This is a genomic window from Shewanella polaris (assembly GCF_006385555.1).
Classification (GTDB): domain Bacteria; phylum Pseudomonadota; class Gammaproteobacteria; order Enterobacterales; family Shewanellaceae; genus Shewanella; species Shewanella polaris.
The window spans coordinates 4,577,464-4,594,374 of the sequence record NZ_CP041036.1; the positions used below are offsets into that span (position 1 = coordinate 4,577,464).

Below are 16,911 nucleotides of genomic sequence, written 5' to 3' on the forward strand. Positions count from 1 at the left end.
TCATGATTACTGTTGCAAACTTAACTAAAAAAATTGGCGATGTGCAGGCTCTAGATGATTTAAGCTTTAGCGCTGAAAATGGTCAAATTACGGGTTTACTCGGCCCCAATGGTGCCGGTAAAACGACCTGTTTACGTACCTTGTTTGGCTTACTTAAACCAGACTCTGGCACTGCCACCGTCAATCATATTGATGTGGCTGTCGATCCAATAGGAGCCAAAAAGCAATTAGGTTTATTCCCAGACCCTTTTGGTTTGTACGAGCGCCTTACCCCACGTGAATATATTACCTTTTTTGCTGAACTCAGCGGCATGTCGCGTAAACAAGCTAAAGAAGCCACTGCCGATGTGATTGCACAGCTCAAGCTTGAAGACATTAGCGACCGTCGCTGCAAAGGTTTTTCCCAAGGCCAACGAATGAAAACGGCATTAGCACAAGCGATAGTACACAAGCCAAGTAACATCATATTAGACGAGCCCACTCGTGGACTTGATGTCATGAGTACCCGTTTATTGCGTGACATTTTATTGCAACTCAAAGCTGAAGGTCATTGTGTGTTGTTTTCAAGCCACGTGATGCAAGAAGTCGCCGCCTTATGTGACAGAGTAATCGTAATGGCTAATGGCAAAGTTGTTGCTATTGGTAGCCCTGACGAATTGTGTCAGCAAACAGGTAAAGACTCGCTAGAAGATGCATTTATCGAACTTATCGGTACTGACGAAGGGATTGCAGCATAATGAAAATGATACTCGCAATGGTGCGCAAAGAACTCATCGACGCCGCACGAGATAAACGATCGGTTATGGCTGGTTTATATTATGCCATTGGTACGCCGCTGATCATGTGCGGCATGTTTATGGTATTAATTGGCCAACTGTCTAGCCCAGAAGATTTAAATATCAATATTAACAATGCCGATAACGCTCCAGATTTAGTGCGCTACTTAAGTAATAACGGCATCAACCATGGTGAAGATGAACAAGCGAATAAAATAATCTTAACGATTAGTGACGATTACGCCGCCAACATGGCCAAAGCTAAACAAGCTGAAGTGATATTAATAGCCGACAATTCAGATGAGAAGCTGCAAAAATCAATTCGTCGACTAGAGCGTCAACTGCAAGCCTATAGCGCAGAAATGGGCAGTATTCGCTTAATTGCACGCGGTATTAATCCACGTATCACCCAGCCGTTGAAGGTTAATATCGAAGATAAAGCCACACCAGACTCTAAAGGTGGAATGATTTTAGGCATCGCCATTTTCACCATGATGTACTCGGTATTTATTTCCGGCATGAACCTCGCTATCGACACCAGTGCCGGTGAACGTGAGCGTAATTCACTAGCGTTATTGTTAAGCCACCCAATGAGCACCCGCGAATTAGTCATCGGTAAAATCATTGCTGTTACGTGTTTTGCTCTGCTCGGATTAATCTTGATTTTGCTGGTATCAAAAGTGGCTTATCCCTTTGTACCGTGGCAAGAAATCGGCTTTACCATCAACATTAGCCAAGACTTTATGGGCTTAATGTTCCTCGTAGGTATTCCAGTCGCATTGATGGCCGCCACTTTACAATTGTATGTGTCGTTTATGGCCAAAACCTTTAAAGAGGCGCAATCATACTTAACCATGGTGTTATTTGTGCCACTGGCATTGTCAATGGCAGCCAGTTACAACATTGCCCCAGACGTATTGCAGTGGTTACCAGTATCTGGCCAGCAGCAAGCATTAATGGACTTTATTAAAGGTCGTGAAATTCCAATGATGCAGTTAATTATTTCATCTGTGACCACACTGATCATTGCGATTGCATTAGCTGCCGGCTTAGAAAAGTCGCTTAAAAGTGAAAAAGTGGTATTTGGATTGTAACGATAGAATCCCAACCTTATCGCATTGAAATAAGGTTGGGTCAGTAACACAAGCATTAAATAAACAAATCATAAATAGATTAACAAAACGCATAAATAAGGAGTCATTATGGACAACGATTTAGCCATCATCGCACTGGTCTTCATTATTGTGGTTGGCACCACGGCATCTGAAATGTTTAAGTATTATATGAAGCACAAGCAGCAAGCTGACATGGGCAGTGTCAGTGATTTACAAGCACAAAACCAAGCGTTGATTGAACGAGTGCAAGTGTTAGAGAAATTGGTTACCGACAGTGATTTTGATTTAAAGCAGCAGTTTAAACAGCTGTAGTATTGATGCTGAAGTATCATCAATCAGGTCAAATAAAAATGCCGTCAAATTTAGACGGCATTTGTTAATCAAGTCTGTTATTACTTCGCTTTAGGTCTAAACGGTTTTATCACCGCTTCGTCACAGACTAGAAATGGACCATCCATTAAGTCAATGCAGTAAGGAATTGCAGGAAATACTGCATCTAAACATTCGCGGATAGACTTAGGCTTGCCGGGTAAATTTACAATCAATGAATCACCACGTAGTCCGGCTGTTTGACGTGACAAAATAGCCGTAGGCACAAATTTTAATGACTCAGCACGCATTAACTCACCAAAGCCAGGCATCATTCTATCGCACACCGCTTCGGTCGCTTCTGGGGTCACATCGCGTTTTGCTGGACCGGTTCCGCCAGTCGTCACAATTAAGCAGCAATCTTGGTTATCAGCTAAGTCGATCAATGTGGCTTCAATAACATCGCCTTCATCAGGGATGACTTTATAAACAGGTTCCCATTCCGAGGTTAGATATTCAGTTAATACATCAATGATCGCCTTACCAGACAGATCTTCATATATACCAGCGCTAGCACGATCACTAACCGTTACGATGCCGATTTTAGCTTTGCTCATGGTTAACTTTCCCTTATGTGGGGTAAATGCAGTAATGCAATTATATGCGCACAATCTAACAAAAAAATCGACGTTCACAAAATCGTATACTGATATATCGGTAACTGTTCAAAAAATTGCTTTCTAGCACAGCGATGACGCCTGATTATGCATTACAATGTATTTTCTGTTCAGGATAGTAAGCGGTTATCAAACAGTCACTTAATTCATTAGCTGGGTTCGACGGACTTTATTAACCTCTTAGCCCCACCAGAGGGTGAGCCACATAAATTTGCGCTTGATTCGACAATATTTTTCACTGGCTAGGTTTTAGCATAACATGAGAGAACATACGCATGAATAAACAGCGCGGTTTTACCCTTATTGAATTAGTGGTAGTGATTATTATTTTAGGGATTTTGGCTGTAGTGGCAGCGCCCAAGTTTATTAACCTGAAAAGCGATGCTCTTATTGCCAATTTGAATGGCTTACAAGGCGTATTGAAGTCGGCCAATACCTTAGTGTATTCAAAAGCCGTGTTGTCTGGTCAAGAAAAGCTCGATCCGGGTTCGGTGACATTGAATGGGGAAACGATTAGTACCACCTTGGGTTATAATTTCACCTTTAGCTGATAATGTTGCAAAAGCGCTTGATGGTTCGTTTGAGGTGGTAGTAGACCCATCGAAGACTGATATTACTGCCGATTGGGCTATGTATTATAATTCAGGAACGAATCCATCTGTATCTATTTATCCTAAGGGATTTACATCTTTTGCTGACTGTAGCTTGCGTTATTTGGCAAGTTCATCGGATCCGGCTGAACCAACATTTTATAGTCTTACCACTACCGGTTGTTAGAGTTCATCAAATAAGGTAATTGAGGCAATAGTAAACGGTGAAAAAGCCATTCTCATTGCCATTTATGCGACAAATATTATCTGTGCCATTTGATTTACCATAAAGAGAAAAAATAGATACCTCACTAGCGAGATATCTATTTGCACACCACCTTGTTAGAAAGATATTGTACAAGTGTCATTCAGAGAGGTTGTAAACAGGCTCTTTATCACCTGAAGCTTTTATTGATTTAATCCAAACGAATTGGCGTGAGTTTATCGGGCCACGACTATGTAGCACTCAATATCGGTTCAAGGTTTGTTACATTCGGATTTTACTTACAAACAAGAGTAAAAAACACTCGCCTATTTACGATGAAGATCGCACTTTATATGACTTCGCATAGACATGTTAGATCCCAAAAACTAGGTTCTAGAAATCACGAAAGAATCGTAATTTAAAATTAACAATAAAATCAGATAAATTTAAATAGAGATAAGAAACTTATATTCGTTATGACATCATTTGAAAATAGAAGTTAACAATGTTTATTAGCCTGGATATTTTATACAGAGGCACCGAATCAACTTCGTTAAAATGATGCCTCATGTTTAAATATAATAGGCACTAATGGCCAATGTACTTATCTACAAAAGCAAGTATCGTCTCATAGACTTCCTGGATATTCTCCTCTTTGTAAAAACCGTGCCCTTCATTATCCTTAACCAGCCACTCGTATGGTTGATTAGCTTTATCCAGCGCTGCTTTTAACGCTTCTGCATGTTCGATTGGTGCTCGTTCATCATCTTCACCATGAATAATTAACACTGGAGCTTTAAGTTTATTGACAGAGTAAACCGGTGATTGTGCTCGCTGAACGGCTTTATCGCTACCCAGAGTTTCATCTAAAAAAGCATCACCCCAAGTCATCGATGTAACATCACCTTCGTTATAAAGCATCTCCAAATCATAAACACCTGCATAACCAATTACACACTTAAACGTGTCAGGAAAGCGAACTCCACTCTGCAAAGCGCTGTAACCACCAAAACTAATGCCAAAAATACACATTCGTTTCTCATCTGCCACGCCTTGTTGAATTGCATATTGGGTTGCTAGCATTATGTCATCTTGAATTTTTGTTCCCCAATTACCATAACCAGCCTTTTCAAAAGATTTGCCATACCCTGTAGAGCCACGAAAATTCACTTGTACCACTGCGTAGCCTCTACTTGCAAGCATCTGTACAATTGGGTCAAAACCCCAATAGTCACGAGCATGTGGACCACCATGAGGTAAGATAACTGTTGGTAAATTTTTATCTTTCCCTTTTGGTAAAGTCATCAACCCATTCAAAATTAAACCGTCTTTAGTCTTAATTCTAAAAGGCTCTGTCATCGCCATCTCACTCGGTTTTATCCAACCTCGAGCATTTAGTAAATGACGTGCTTTCATTGTATCGGTGTCAAAAAGGTAAAACACACCAGGATTACGATCACTACTCACATGTACTATGGCTTGTTTGTCATCAGCCGTGACACTGGTCACTAATACAGTGTCACCATTAAAAGCTTGTACAAGTGACTGATGTAATTTAGCTTCAACAGAGCTTGGTTGCAGATACAGATAATTAGGGTAATCCTCATCCAAACGCAGACCAAAAACTTCATTCAGTTGGGAGCTTATGACATAAGTTGGATCGACCATGGTGCTGCGATAAAGCTCAGTCTCCTTATTTGTTAATAAGTCATAGTGATAAAGTCCTTTCGGGCCACCATCGTCACTTTTTAGCGCATAAATACTATTATTATCAGACGAAAATGCAATTGGCTGGAATTCTCCATCAAAGTCTTCACCAAACTGGCTCCATGAATCTCCCTTACCTGATGAGTAATAAAGATGAGTTCGGTAATTTTTGTCTAATCCAGATACAAAACGAGGATATCCTTCATGGTCTATTAAAAACTCACTATAAACGATGGGAGCACGCTTCACTTTACGCGCTTTACCACTATAGATGTTCAACTTAGTGACTTCTGAAAAAACGTCGGTTCTACGACTTAATGCGCGTTTAGAAATCAATACATGCTTATCATCACCTTCAAGAAGATCAATCAGAAACCCCCCTTGAGCGGTTGGGTTTTTACTGCGGTAGCCAAATACCATTAACCCTTTTGAACCATCAAAATTTACAGAATAAATTTCGCCATAATTAAGTGGCTTTTCGAGCGCCCCACGAACCTGCTCAACTTGGATCACAACTCGCTCATTGTTCACCCAATAATAATCAGCAACTTGATCATGCTTTTCACTACTAAGTGCAAAGGTTACGTTAAAGGTTTTAGTATCTAAAAAAGCTAATGTCTTACGTCCTTCAGTGTTAACCAAAATAGCAAGGTGTTTACCGTCGGGCGATATTTTGACATTATAAAACTCAGGGGCACGAGAAAAGTCATTAACACTTACCGCAAAAACGTTGCTTGAACTAAATGCAAACAACAAGACAAAATATAAAAGAAAATCTTTAAAGTTACTCCGCAAAATTAATCCATTATTTTTATTCCAAAACATCATTAAACCTCCATTTATATTCTTAAAAGCGAAGTAGCAAGATCAAGATAAATTTGTATTGAATTTATGACTTTGAGCCATTACTTATATTTATAACGATATAACCTGAAAAATTAAGGTCAACACTACACCCTTTACATATAACTACAATAATCATACATCCATAGAGTTATATTAATATTAACAACAAGATAGGTTATCAAGGAATCAATACCGCATCATAATCGCATCTATTTTATAACATTTAAAACAATGAAGAAATAAGGAATTTTTTGTGCACAGTTCTTCACAGCTAAAATCCGCAATTTTTTGTTCATCTTCAACAAGCAGCACTTCCATTGAGTTTTATTCTTGCGGTAAACGCTTAAAAGCATCTAATCTGAGGTGTCGCACCCGCAACCTATATGACAACATTGTCATTTAACAGAACACCATAGACATTGTTATAGAGCTAAAGTACTCACAACATAAAAAATGATAAACATTGATTAGAAACGGCTATGCCGAGTAATGTTTATTTTTCAGCATGATGGGACATGCGCCCATTAGGTAATATTGGTCAAAGGCATCAAAGTTTATCCGCAGAAACAGCACAAATTCAGAATGGAACAAAGTATGTTGGTCGGCCTCGGCTACTACAAATCTGAATTTAATCTGTAATAACGAATAAAAACGAGTCCACTTTAAAAGGAGCTATTTCATTGCGGATTTTACATATACATCAAAACGGTTTTTCTTGGTTGCGATAACCATACTAGGTTTAACACCGTCTAAGTCTTCAGCATAATCAGGGCGTTTTACCACCACGCGCTTAGTGGCGAGTGCCATAGCGGGTGCTAACAGCCCATCGGCATCAAGATCGGCTCCGACTAAGGTTTGAAACACGCGCATTTCTTTTTTAACCAGGGCCGATTTTTCGCGGTGCGGGTACATAGGGTCGAGGTAAACGACATCGATCTCGGTGCCAGATGACTGAGCAGCGTCGGCTAATGCACTAATACTTGAGCCATGAAATAAGCTCATAAGATCGCGCATCCAATGGCCTATTTCGGCGTCTTCGTAAGCTCGGCGTAAACCATCTTCAAGCAATGCAGCCACAACGGGATGACGTTCAACCATAATGACCTTACAACCTAAACTGGCCAATACAAAAGCATCTCGACCAAGCCCTGCTGTGCCATCAACTACAGTAGGTGTGACACCTTGCTTTAGCCCAACCGCTTTGGCAATAGACTGACCTCGACCACCACCAAATTTGCGACGATGCGCCACAGCTCCAAACACAAAGTCAACACTAATACCGTCGAGCTTAGGTTCATCTCGCTTATGCAAACTTAAACAGTTTTGCTCAAAACGCAATTCAAACGCGGCGTCTTTGTCCCACACAAGCTGCCAACGCTGGGCGATGTCGACTAATGAAGGATACTGCTGATTAAAGAAGATAGGTGTCTGCAACAAGATGATTACCATGCCAATATAAGAAACTACGCCATTATGCCAAAAGCCATCACCAGTGAACACCTATACCTCGCGCGCTAGACCACTTATAATGTGGCGATTACACAGTTTTGCTGTCTCATTAGTTAATGGAAATACCCATGCTCAGTTATCGTCACGGTTATCATGCAGGCAATTATGCCGATGTGCTTAAGCACTCAATGCTTATTCAAGTATTAAAAGCGATGCAGAAAAAAGATAAACCTTATGTGTATATCGATACTCATGCAGGTGCAGGTGCCTACTCATTAACCGATGAGTTTGCGCAAAAAACTGGCGAGTATTTAGAGGGTGTTGCCAAATTATGGGACCACACTAATTTACCCACTGCATTGGCCAACTATGTTGAAACAGTGCAACACTTTAACGCTGAGTTTGATGGCGAGTTAACCGTGTACCCTGGCTCACCGGCTATTGTAGATGTTGAGCTTCGTCCACAAGATCGTATGGTGTTACACGAACTGCATGGTACTGACCATGAGTTGTTAGCAGACTATTTTGCTGAAGACAAACAAGTCAAAGTGATTAAAGGTGATGGTTTACAGGGATTAATTGCCGCGGTACCGCCATTAGAGCGCCGTGGTGTAATATTAATTGACCCTAGCTATGAAATGAAAACTGACTATCAAGATGTGGCTAAAGCTATCATAAAAGCCCACAAACGCTTTGCAACAGGCACATTTATTTTATGGTATCCCGTTGTTAAACGTGAGCAAACAGAAGCAATGTTAACCCTGCTTAAAAATAGTGGCATTAAGAAACAACTGCGTATTGAGCAAGGCATTAGCGCCGACAGTGACGAGTTTGGTATGACAGCAGCAGGTTTATGGGTAATTAATCCGCCTTGGCAATTGGATGAACTCGCCAAAGAAACATTGGATTATTTAGCGCCTTTACTAGGCGGTGCCGACGGAAGCATTAGCGTAAAGTGGGAAGTCGGCGAGTAAGACTTTCTACCCGCAAAAGATGTGAGTTTATTGTCGTATCAGATCCTAACTATCTTTATTGAAATAACACACAAATTTCAAATGGAATTAACCTGCAGGCTCAATGGTTCTCCGTCCGAAGTGTCCGAAATAGCGTGATGAAAATGCCGTAGTGACATCATGGATGATGGCACAGGCTCAGGGGTACATGGATGTACCATCTGAGCCGTTAGGCGATTTTTATTATGCTATGAGGATCAACACTTTGTCGGAGCTGCGGGGGAGATCCAAGAGGGGGAAGCAGTTTTCCCCTTCTTGGTCGGGTGTGGGCGAAGCACCACGACCTTGATGTTATTTATTGACGTATGACTGAGCATTACTTAAAAAACGCGCCTGCCGCACCAGGGAATACCACAGGGCTAACATTGCCATTGGCGGCGACACTCGCGACACCATACAAATAATTATCGATTACCATATTATCTAGCGTGAACTGATTAACCTTGCCGACATAACGACTATGAGTCCATTCCGGTACAGTAGTTAATCGCCAATATACGCGATAACCAACGACCGTTTTATCGTCACTATCAGCCCAACTTAACTTGGTACTTGGTGATACTTGCCCTGCAACAGTTACTTTAGTTGGTGGTGCTGGTGCCCATGCTTGTGACGCTAAACTAATCGCATTAAGCGAGGTCAATTTGGCAGTAAAATCAAAATCCACCCCTTCAATCACATCGCCATAAGCAATGCCGTTTTCGACACGAATATCTTGATGCTGACGATTATAGTTTTCGTTGGTTTCCATAATACGCACAGCAGGTAAACCAGCCTGATTAAACGGTAAATGATGTCCACCACGACCAAAACGATCGAGTCGATACACGAGCATCACCTCTAAATTAGTCATGTACTGGTCGGCTAGCGACTTAATTTTACGAGCTAAATTACGTGAAGCAGAATCATTTTCGCCGCCACTAAAATACCTTTCTTTGGCTTCATCTGCCGTTTCGGCAAAACGTACACCTTCAGAAAACACCCGTACACTACTGTTATTCATCACGCCATTAATGCCAGATATATTGCCAATCATGTCATTATTTAATACTGCTTGAACCTGCCAATTTTGTGCTTTGGCATAGTCAGCTAAAATATTGCCGCCATACAAACCTTGTTCTTCACCCGACAATGCAGCATAAACAATAGTGCCGTTAAATTGGTATTTTGATAATATTCGTGCAGCTTCTAATGCCCCAGCTACACCCGATGCATTGTCGTTAGCACCAGGAGAAATTGAGGTGGCATCCAGCACATCACTAACACGCGAATCAATGTCGCCGCTCATCATCACTACACGGTTAGGATCCGTTTTACCGCGCTGAATAGCGATAACGTTAACCACTTCTGTTGGGTTCGCGATTCGCTTGCCTTGAACGGTGTCACCAACCGTCACCACTTCTAAACAACCACCACACTCTTTGGATATACGATTAAACTCAGCTTCAATCCAACGTCTAGCGGCGCCAATACCTTGGGTGTCAGATTTTGTATCAGACAAGGTATGCCGAGTACCAAAACCGACTAAAGTACGAATATCTTGTTCAATACGCTTAGCTTGTGGTGCGGTAGCAATGTCGTATAAACGCACATCTTCTTGTGATGGGGCAACAAACGATGATTTGTCTGCAGCAAATGCTGGCACGGTTACAGCGCCCAATATCAGCAACCCAGCCATACCAGCTAAACAATAACCGTTATTACGACTGAGTTTAACGCGTTTAGGTTGTACTTTATGAATTAAATGGTTCATTAATAAATACCTTAAATTAACTGGCTAATGCTTTTTGGTAGCGTTTTAATAATATTTTCACCCGCTTCACATAAGCTTGTGTTTCAGGATAGGGAGGTATACCGCGGTATTGCATAACCGTCGTTGGGCCGGCATTGTATGCCGCACAAGTAAGGTCAATGTCGCCGTTAAATTGGCTTAATAACTGCGCAAGATAACGACTGCCACCACGAATATTCTGTTGAGCATTAAAAGGATCATCGACGTCCATATCACTAGCAGTACCAGGCATTAATTGCATTAACCCTTGGGCACCAGCTTTGGATAAAGCGCCGATTTTAAATGCTGATTCTGCATGAATTACAGCTCGAATGAGCGCAGGGTCAAGCTGATACTGCCGCGCAGCTAAAGCCACGTCGGTAGCAAAATGTGAGGTAAATAGTGGGATCTTATACCAATCGATAACAGAATCGACTCGACAAGCAAAACATTCATACAATAACACTTGATAGTCTGCATCCAGCGGTTGCTGATCGCTAAACACCATCACCCCATTGGTTTGTTTGTATTGAAACACTTTACGCTTTTCAACGCCTAAATCACTGACAATACCATTTTCAGAATAATTGGCCTTAACACGAGGCTTACTCGATACTGTGCCTGTTTTCATTAACGAATAATTGTTGGTTAAGGTACGCGGTTTCTGTTTATCGCCCACATAACCAGCATTCAACGACAGCTGATCATTAATTGATTGCTCATCGATTGGCTCAGTGTTGCGGCGACTCAACACGTTATATGTATCAATAGTTGGCACGAGGCGATTTTCAGCGGTGGAAGTTTGAGATTGCTGTAACGACAACTGTTTCTTTACTGCAGCTTGCTCAGGAATATACTTAGCTTTGATTTGCGGCTTTTCAACGTCTTCCACGGCAGGGTAAATCACTTGCTTGGCTCGTACATGCATCGGTACACAAACGCAAGCCAGCAACGTAGCGATACCCCATAGCGTCTGTCGATTACGCCATTTCATGAGGTTATTCCTTCACTTGATCAAATATCGGCATCGGCGCGATATGAGCAAATTTAGCAACTGCCGAACCAGGGAAAATTTTTACACCACTGTTTAGCTCCTCTACAGCTTTGCGATAAAAGTCTTCCGCATGCACAAAGTCGAGCTCTAACTGGATATACTCGGCAAGCTGGTCGGCACACAATTTGTCTTTGTTCACAGTGGTTAACAATGCCTCTAAACCTTGGTCAATTTGTTGCCAAGCTGCTATCGATACAGACAAGGAGCCACCAGCCACATTTGATTCTTCAATAGGCTGATCCCAATCATACTGAGGTTGTAGCTGTTTCAGGTGCTGTAATTGGGCTTGTTGGTCATCTGTCAAAGGACGTGGATAAGAAGGTTTTTCCTGACATAGCTCGGTAAACAATGTCAGTCTTTTATCAATTTTTGAGTCGATCACTTTTAGCGCTTCAATGGCTGAAGTGCGTTTTTTAAGTAAACTGGCATACCAAAGATAAGCCAGAATAGCGGCTAAAATAAGGCTAATAAACAGCGCCGGCATGGTGTCATCCTTTATTCTTGTTATTCACTATAATAATCATAATTTAATTAAAAGTTCATCTTTATCAGCGATATCTTCGCTAAAAAGTAACCACAAAAGTACTTACCATGTTCAAAAAGATGTTAAAAACCTGTTTTAATTAAGATTTTAAGCATAACATAAATAATAATGAGTATTAGGGTGTTAAATACACAGTTAAAATTTTAATAGTCAATTTTTTCAAATGCCTAATGCTAATTTTTCATGAGTGTTTTTTAAACACTATTTAAGTTTCGTTACTATAAATGAACAAAATACTCTTTTGAAATGATCACTTAATGCTTGTTAATAAGTTTATTAATGCTTAGGTTAATATTGTTATTACTGGCACAAAAAAGCCCAGCAAAACTGGGCCTTTTCTTAATCGAATTTACAAATTAAACCGACTTTCTATCGTTATCAACAATTTCCTCTTCTTCCTCGGTCGGTTTTTTACGCTTGCTGAAAATACTTTCAACGACCACAAAGAACACCGGAATAAAGAAAATACCTAAGAATGTCGACGATAGCATACCGCCCACTACAGCAGTACCAATGGCATTTTGGCTACCAGAACCGACGCCCGTACTAAGCGCTAACGGCAGAACTCCTAAACCAAATGCCAGTGAGGTCATTAAAATAGGACGTAAACGCACTCTAACTGCATGTAAGGTTGCCTCAAATAAGCCAGACCCTTTCTCGTAGTATTCCTTCGCAAACTCAACAATCAAGATAGCATTTTTAGTTGCCAGTCCCACTGTCGTTAACAAGCCCACTTGGAAAAATACATCGTTAGATAAGCCGCGACTACTCATGGCCACTAGCGCACCGATAACCCCAACAGGAACCACTAAAATAACGGATAATGGTATTGCCCAGCTTTCATACAGTGCCGCTAACACCAAGAACACGATTAATACCGATAAAGCATATAAACTTGGCGCTTGGTTACCCGATAAACGTTCCTCATAGGATAAACCATTCCACTCTAAAGCATATCCAGGCGGAAGTTGTTTAGCCATTTCTTCAAGTGAATCCATAGCATCACCAGTACTGTAACCGGGTGCCGTTGCGCCTTGAATGTTAACCGCTGGAACACCGTTAAAACGTTGTAGCTGTGGTGAACCATACTCCCATGAGCCAGTAGCAAAAGCCGAAAATGGTACCATTTCGTCATTACTATTGCGCACATACCAAGAGTCTAAGTCACTTGGCTGCATGCGGTATTTGGCTTCGCCTTGCACATAGACTTTTTTCACGCGGCCGCGATCAATAAAGTCATTGACGTAAGAGCCACCCCACGCAGTTGCCAACACTGTGTTTGCATTACTAATATCAATATCTAATGCACGTAATTTGGCATGATCTAAATGAATTTGATACATAGGCGCATCTTCTTGACCGTTAGGCCTTACCCCAACTAAGTTCGGGTTTTGCGCTGCTAAGCCAAACAGTTGATTACGAGCTTCAATTAACTTTTCATGACCTTGGCCACTCAAGTCTTTTAAATACAAGTCAAAACCATTTGCGGTACCCAGCTCAATAACTGATGGCGGTACAAAAGCAAATACTAGGGCTTCTTTAATTTGCATAAAGCGTCCCATTGCTCGACCTGCCAACGATTTCACATCTTCACCAGGCGCTTCACGGGTAGACCAATCTTTTAAGCCAACAAACGCAATACCCATGTTTTGACCTGAACCCGCAAAACTAAAGCCGGATACGGTAAACACTGATCTAACAATGTCTTTCTCGTCATTTAGGTAATAGTCAGACACCTTTCGCAACACTTTTTCAGTACTTTCTTGGGTCGAGTTAGTGGGTAAAATAGCTTGGGTAAACAAGATACCTTGGTCTTCATCGGGTAAGAAAGCGGTTGGCATACGTAAGAAAATCCAAGCCACTGCGATAACCAACAGAACGTAAACCATCATGGCACGGAATGAACGCTTAATAATACCGCCTACAGTATTCCCATAACGTACAGTAAGAGCATCAAACTTACGGTTAAACCAGCCAAAAAAGCCTGTTTCAGCGTAGGTATGACCTTTTTTAACGGGTTTCAACATCGTGGCACATAATGCTGGTGTCAGTACAATTGCCACAAATACTGATAAAGCCATCGCGGCCACAATAGTAATGGAGAACTGACGATAAATTACCCCTGTGGACCCCGACATAAATGCCATAGGAACAAATACCGCCGATAAGGTTAATCCGATACCAACCAAGGCACTGGTAATTTGATCCATTGATTTCCGAGTGGCCTCTACAGGACTTAAGCCCTCTTCAGACATGACTCGTTCAACGTTTTCTACGACAACAATGGCATCGTCCACCAGCAAGCCAATAGCTAATACCATCGCAAACATGGTGAGCGTGTTAATGGTAAAACCTGCTGCTGATAACACAGCAAACGTACCTAGCAATACCACAGGTACAGCAATAGTAGGAATAAGCGTTGCTCTAAAGTTTTGCAAGAACAGATACATAATCAAGAATACCAATATAACGGCTTCTATCAATGTATGCACAACACCTTCAATTGATTGCTCTACGAATGGGGTAGTATCATAGGGATAAACGACTTCTAGCCCTTGCGGGAAAAATGCTTTCATCTCATTAATTTTGGTTTTAACGCCTGTAGCTGTGTCCAGTGCATTGGCACCGGTAGCTAATTTAACAGCTAAACCTGACGCGGGTTTACCATTATAATAAGAAGTGACAGCGTAACTTTCTGCACCGAGTTCAACTTTAGCGACATCTTCAAGATAAACATTTGCCCCTGACGAATCAGATTTAAGAATAATACGTTTAAATTGCTCAGGTGTTTGTAAACGACTTTGAGCTGTCACTGTCGCGTTAAGTTCTTGACCAGCAAGCGATGGCGCACCACCTAACTGACCCGCTGAAATTTGCGCATTTTGCTCACCAATCGCCGTAGTAACATCAATACTGGTTAAGTTGTATTGGGTTAATTTAAGCGGGTCCAACCAAATTCGCATAGCATATTGCGCACCAAAAAGCGTGAGTTCACCCACTCCAGGTACGCGACTCATTGGGTCTTGAATGTTGGCAGCAACATAATCAGCAATGTCACTTTTTCCCATTGAACCATCTTGAGACACAAAACCTAATACCATTAAAAACCCAGAACTGGACTTGTTAACTTTTACGCCTTGTTGTTGAACTTCAGTCGGTAACAATGGTGTAGCAGCTTGTAGCTTGTTCTGAACTTGAACTTGGGCAATATCAGGATCGGCCTCTGCATTAAACGTTAAGGTAATCTTGGTATTACCAAAACTATCACTGGTGGAGGAGATATAACGTAAGTGATCCAAGCCAGTCATTTGCTGTTCAATCACCTGAGTGACCGTATCTTCCATGGTTTTAGCCGAAGCACCTGGATAGTAAGCACTGATCACCACGGTTGGCGGTGCAATACTCGGATACTGTGCAATGGGTAAGCCTTTAATGGCTAGTACACCTGCGAGCATAATTAATAATGCAATCACCCAAGCAAAGATAGGGCGATCAATAAAAAAGCGAGCCATAATTTATCCCTACTTTTGTGGTTGGTCAGCCGTTAATGTTTGTGGTGAAACGGGTGCGCCTGCGCGAATTTTTTGTAACCCTTCGACAATTAATTTATCTCCCGCAGCTAAGCCATCAACAATACGCCATTGATTGCCAATTACTTCGGCGGTTTTTACCACGCGCATTTCAACGTTATTGTCTTTATCAACGAGCATCGCGACGGCTTGACCTTTACTATTACGCGTAATAGCGCGCTGTGGTACTAAAATAGCTTGAGGGTCTTGGCCAGCATTTAATATCGCACGAACGTACATACCAGGTAACAATGTGCCGTCTGGATTAGGGAACTCGGCACGTAATGTGACTGAACCAGTGGTTTCATCAACATTAACTTCGGCAAACTGCAATATACCTTCATGCTCATAAGTACTGCCATCTTCAAGCATTAAGGTCACTTTAGCATTGTCACTTTTCAATAACTGGCCTGAACGCAAATTGGCTTTTAAACGTAATAGTTGCGCACTTGACTGAACAATATCGATATTAATCGGATCAAGCTGTTGAATGGTCGCGAGTGTTGTACTTTGATTTGCGGTAACTAGCGCACCAGCAGTCACAGACGACTTACCAATATGACCAGAAATCGGTGCTTTTACCTCTGTATATTCAAGATTAATTTTTGCTGTATTAATGGCTGCTTTAGCCACAGTCACTGCTGCTTGTGCTTCTTTGTAAGCCGCTTCTGTTTCGTCAAAATCTTGCTTACTCACTGCATTAGTTTTAATCAATTGTGCATAACGAGCAGCTTTAGCTTTAGCTGATGCTAACGAAGCTTTGGCACTGGCTAAATCGGCTTCGGCACTGATTAATGCAGCTTTATAAGTGGCAGAATCAATTTGATAAAGTGACTGACCTTGTGTTACTTCGGTACCTTCAACAAAGGCACGTTTAGTAATAATTCCTGATACTTGTGGGCGCACCTCGGCTTCCAAAAAAGCGCGGCTACGGCCAGGTAATTCAACCTTAATAGCTTGTGAAACTGCTTCAACAGTCATCACACCAACTGGAGTAGGTGGACGTTGTTGTTGCGCCTGGGCATTTTCATCCCCTTGACCACAAGCGGTAATCCATAATGCTGCAGATATTACTGCAGCGACTTTCAATGCTTTATGCATGGTTGCTCCTACTCCGATTTATATCAATATGGCATGCTTAATTTTGAGCTGCTTATTTGATAATAGCTAATTATTAATCTATAAAAATTTCTGGGTTCTTTATCGCATAGGTATAAAATTCAAACAACTTAACAATAGATATTAAATTGTAAATAAATAATAAGTTTACGTTATCTATAGTTAAT

At 41.4% G+C, this 16,911-nt stretch carries 13 protein-coding genes; 5 read left to right on the forward strand and 8 right to left on the reverse strand.

The features are described from left to right. Window positions 1-2: 2 nt before the first annotated feature. The 3 genes from FH971_RS20030 to FH971_RS20040 all read left to right on the forward strand — a co-directional run bounded on the left by FH971_RS20030 (window position 3) and on the right by FH971_RS20040 (window position 2,203). A complete protein-coding gene (locus FH971_RS20030; protein WP_137224244.1) occupies window positions 3-737 on the forward strand; it encodes an ABC transporter ATP-binding protein in 735 nt (244 codons plus the stop codon). After that, entirely contained in the window at window positions 737-1,870 is a 1,134-nt protein-coding gene (locus tag FH971_RS20035) for an ABC transporter permease (protein WP_140235447.1), read from the forward strand. The genes FH971_RS20030 and FH971_RS20035 overlap by 1 nt, the downstream gene beginning before the upstream one ends. A 108-nt stretch (window positions 1,871-1,978) precedes the next feature. Further along, on the forward strand, window positions 1,979-2,203 hold the full coding sequence (locus FH971_RS20040) for a hypothetical protein (protein WP_140235448.1): 225 nt from the start codon (window positions 1,979-1,981) through the stop codon (window positions 2,201-2,203). A gap of 80 nt (window positions 2,204-2,283) precedes the next feature. Here FH971_RS20040 and mog read toward each other — a convergent pair whose 3' ends face one another. Further along, the gene (mog, locus tag FH971_RS20045) at window positions 2,284-2,817 is read right to left on the reverse strand and encodes a molybdopterin adenylyltransferase (RefSeq protein ID WP_137224238.1); all 534 of its coding nucleotides are present in this window, start codon (window positions 2,815-2,817) and stop codon (window positions 2,284-2,286) included. A 335-nt stretch (window positions 2,818-3,152) separates the two neighbouring features. Here mog and FH971_RS20675 point away from each other — a divergent pair, with 335 nt between their 5' ends. Continuing rightward, window positions 3,153-3,428 carry a type II secretion system protein gene (locus FH971_RS20675; protein ID WP_140235449.1) on the forward strand — a complete coding sequence of 92 codons (276 nt, stop codon included), beginning with the start codon at window positions 3,153-3,155 and terminating at the stop codon, window positions 3,426-3,428. 832 nt (window positions 3,429-4,260) lie between these two features. On the opposite strand, the gene FH971_RS20055 is transcribed toward FH971_RS20675, so the two are convergent. After that, window positions 4,261-6,207, reverse strand: coding sequence for an alpha/beta hydrolase family protein (locus FH971_RS20055; protein WP_240778413.1), 1,947 nt, complete (start codon window positions 6,205-6,207; stop codon window positions 4,261-4,263). 690 nt (window positions 6,208-6,897) lie between these two features. Then, window positions 6,898-7,674 carry a class I SAM-dependent methyltransferase gene (locus tag FH971_RS20060; RefSeq protein WP_167496132.1) on the reverse strand — a complete coding sequence of 259 codons (777 nt, stop codon included), beginning with the start codon at window positions 7,672-7,674 and terminating at the stop codon, window positions 6,898-6,900. A 128-nt stretch (window positions 7,675-7,802) separates the two neighbouring features. On the opposite strand from FH971_RS20060, the gene FH971_RS20065 reads away from it, so the two are divergent. After that, a complete protein-coding gene (locus tag FH971_RS20065; RefSeq protein ID WP_140235450.1) occupies window positions 7,803-8,648 on the forward strand; it encodes a 23S rRNA (adenine(2030)-N(6))-methyltransferase RlmJ in 846 nt (281 codons plus the stop codon). 355 nt (window positions 8,649-9,003) lie between these two features. Here FH971_RS20065 and FH971_RS20070 read toward each other — a convergent pair whose 3' ends face one another. From FH971_RS20070 to FH971_RS20090, 5 genes are all read right to left on the reverse strand, one after another. Then, the gene (locus tag FH971_RS20070; RefSeq protein WP_420853485.1) at window positions 9,004-10,365 is read right to left on the reverse strand and encodes a M28 family peptidase; all 1,362 of its coding nucleotides are present in this window, start codon (window positions 10,363-10,365) and stop codon (window positions 9,004-9,006) included. A 91-nt stretch (window positions 10,366-10,456) separates the two neighbouring features. Further along, window positions 10,457-11,137 (reverse strand): lytic transglycosylase domain-containing protein, encoded by a 681-nt coding sequence (locus FH971_RS20075; protein WP_420853486.1) that lies wholly within the window; start codon window positions 11,135-11,137, stop codon window positions 10,457-10,459. A gap of 319 nt (window positions 11,138-11,456) precedes the next feature. After that, complete coding sequence (locus tag FH971_RS20080) at window positions 11,457-11,996, reverse strand: hypothetical protein (RefSeq protein WP_140235452.1); 540 nt, start codon at window positions 11,994-11,996, stop codon at window positions 11,457-11,459. Between the two features lie 416 nt (window positions 11,997-12,412). Beyond that, window positions 12,413-15,568: an efflux RND transporter permease subunit gene (locus tag FH971_RS20085; protein WP_140235453.1), complete on the reverse strand. Its 3,156-nt coding sequence runs from the start codon at window positions 15,566-15,568 to the stop codon at window positions 12,413-12,415. A gap of 9 nt (window positions 15,569-15,577) precedes the next feature. Beyond that, window positions 15,578-16,726 (reverse strand): efflux RND transporter periplasmic adaptor subunit, encoded by a 1,149-nt coding sequence (locus FH971_RS20090; RefSeq protein ID WP_137224207.1) that lies wholly within the window; start codon window positions 16,724-16,726, stop codon window positions 15,578-15,580. Between the last annotated feature and the right edge of the window lie 185 nt (window positions 16,727-16,911).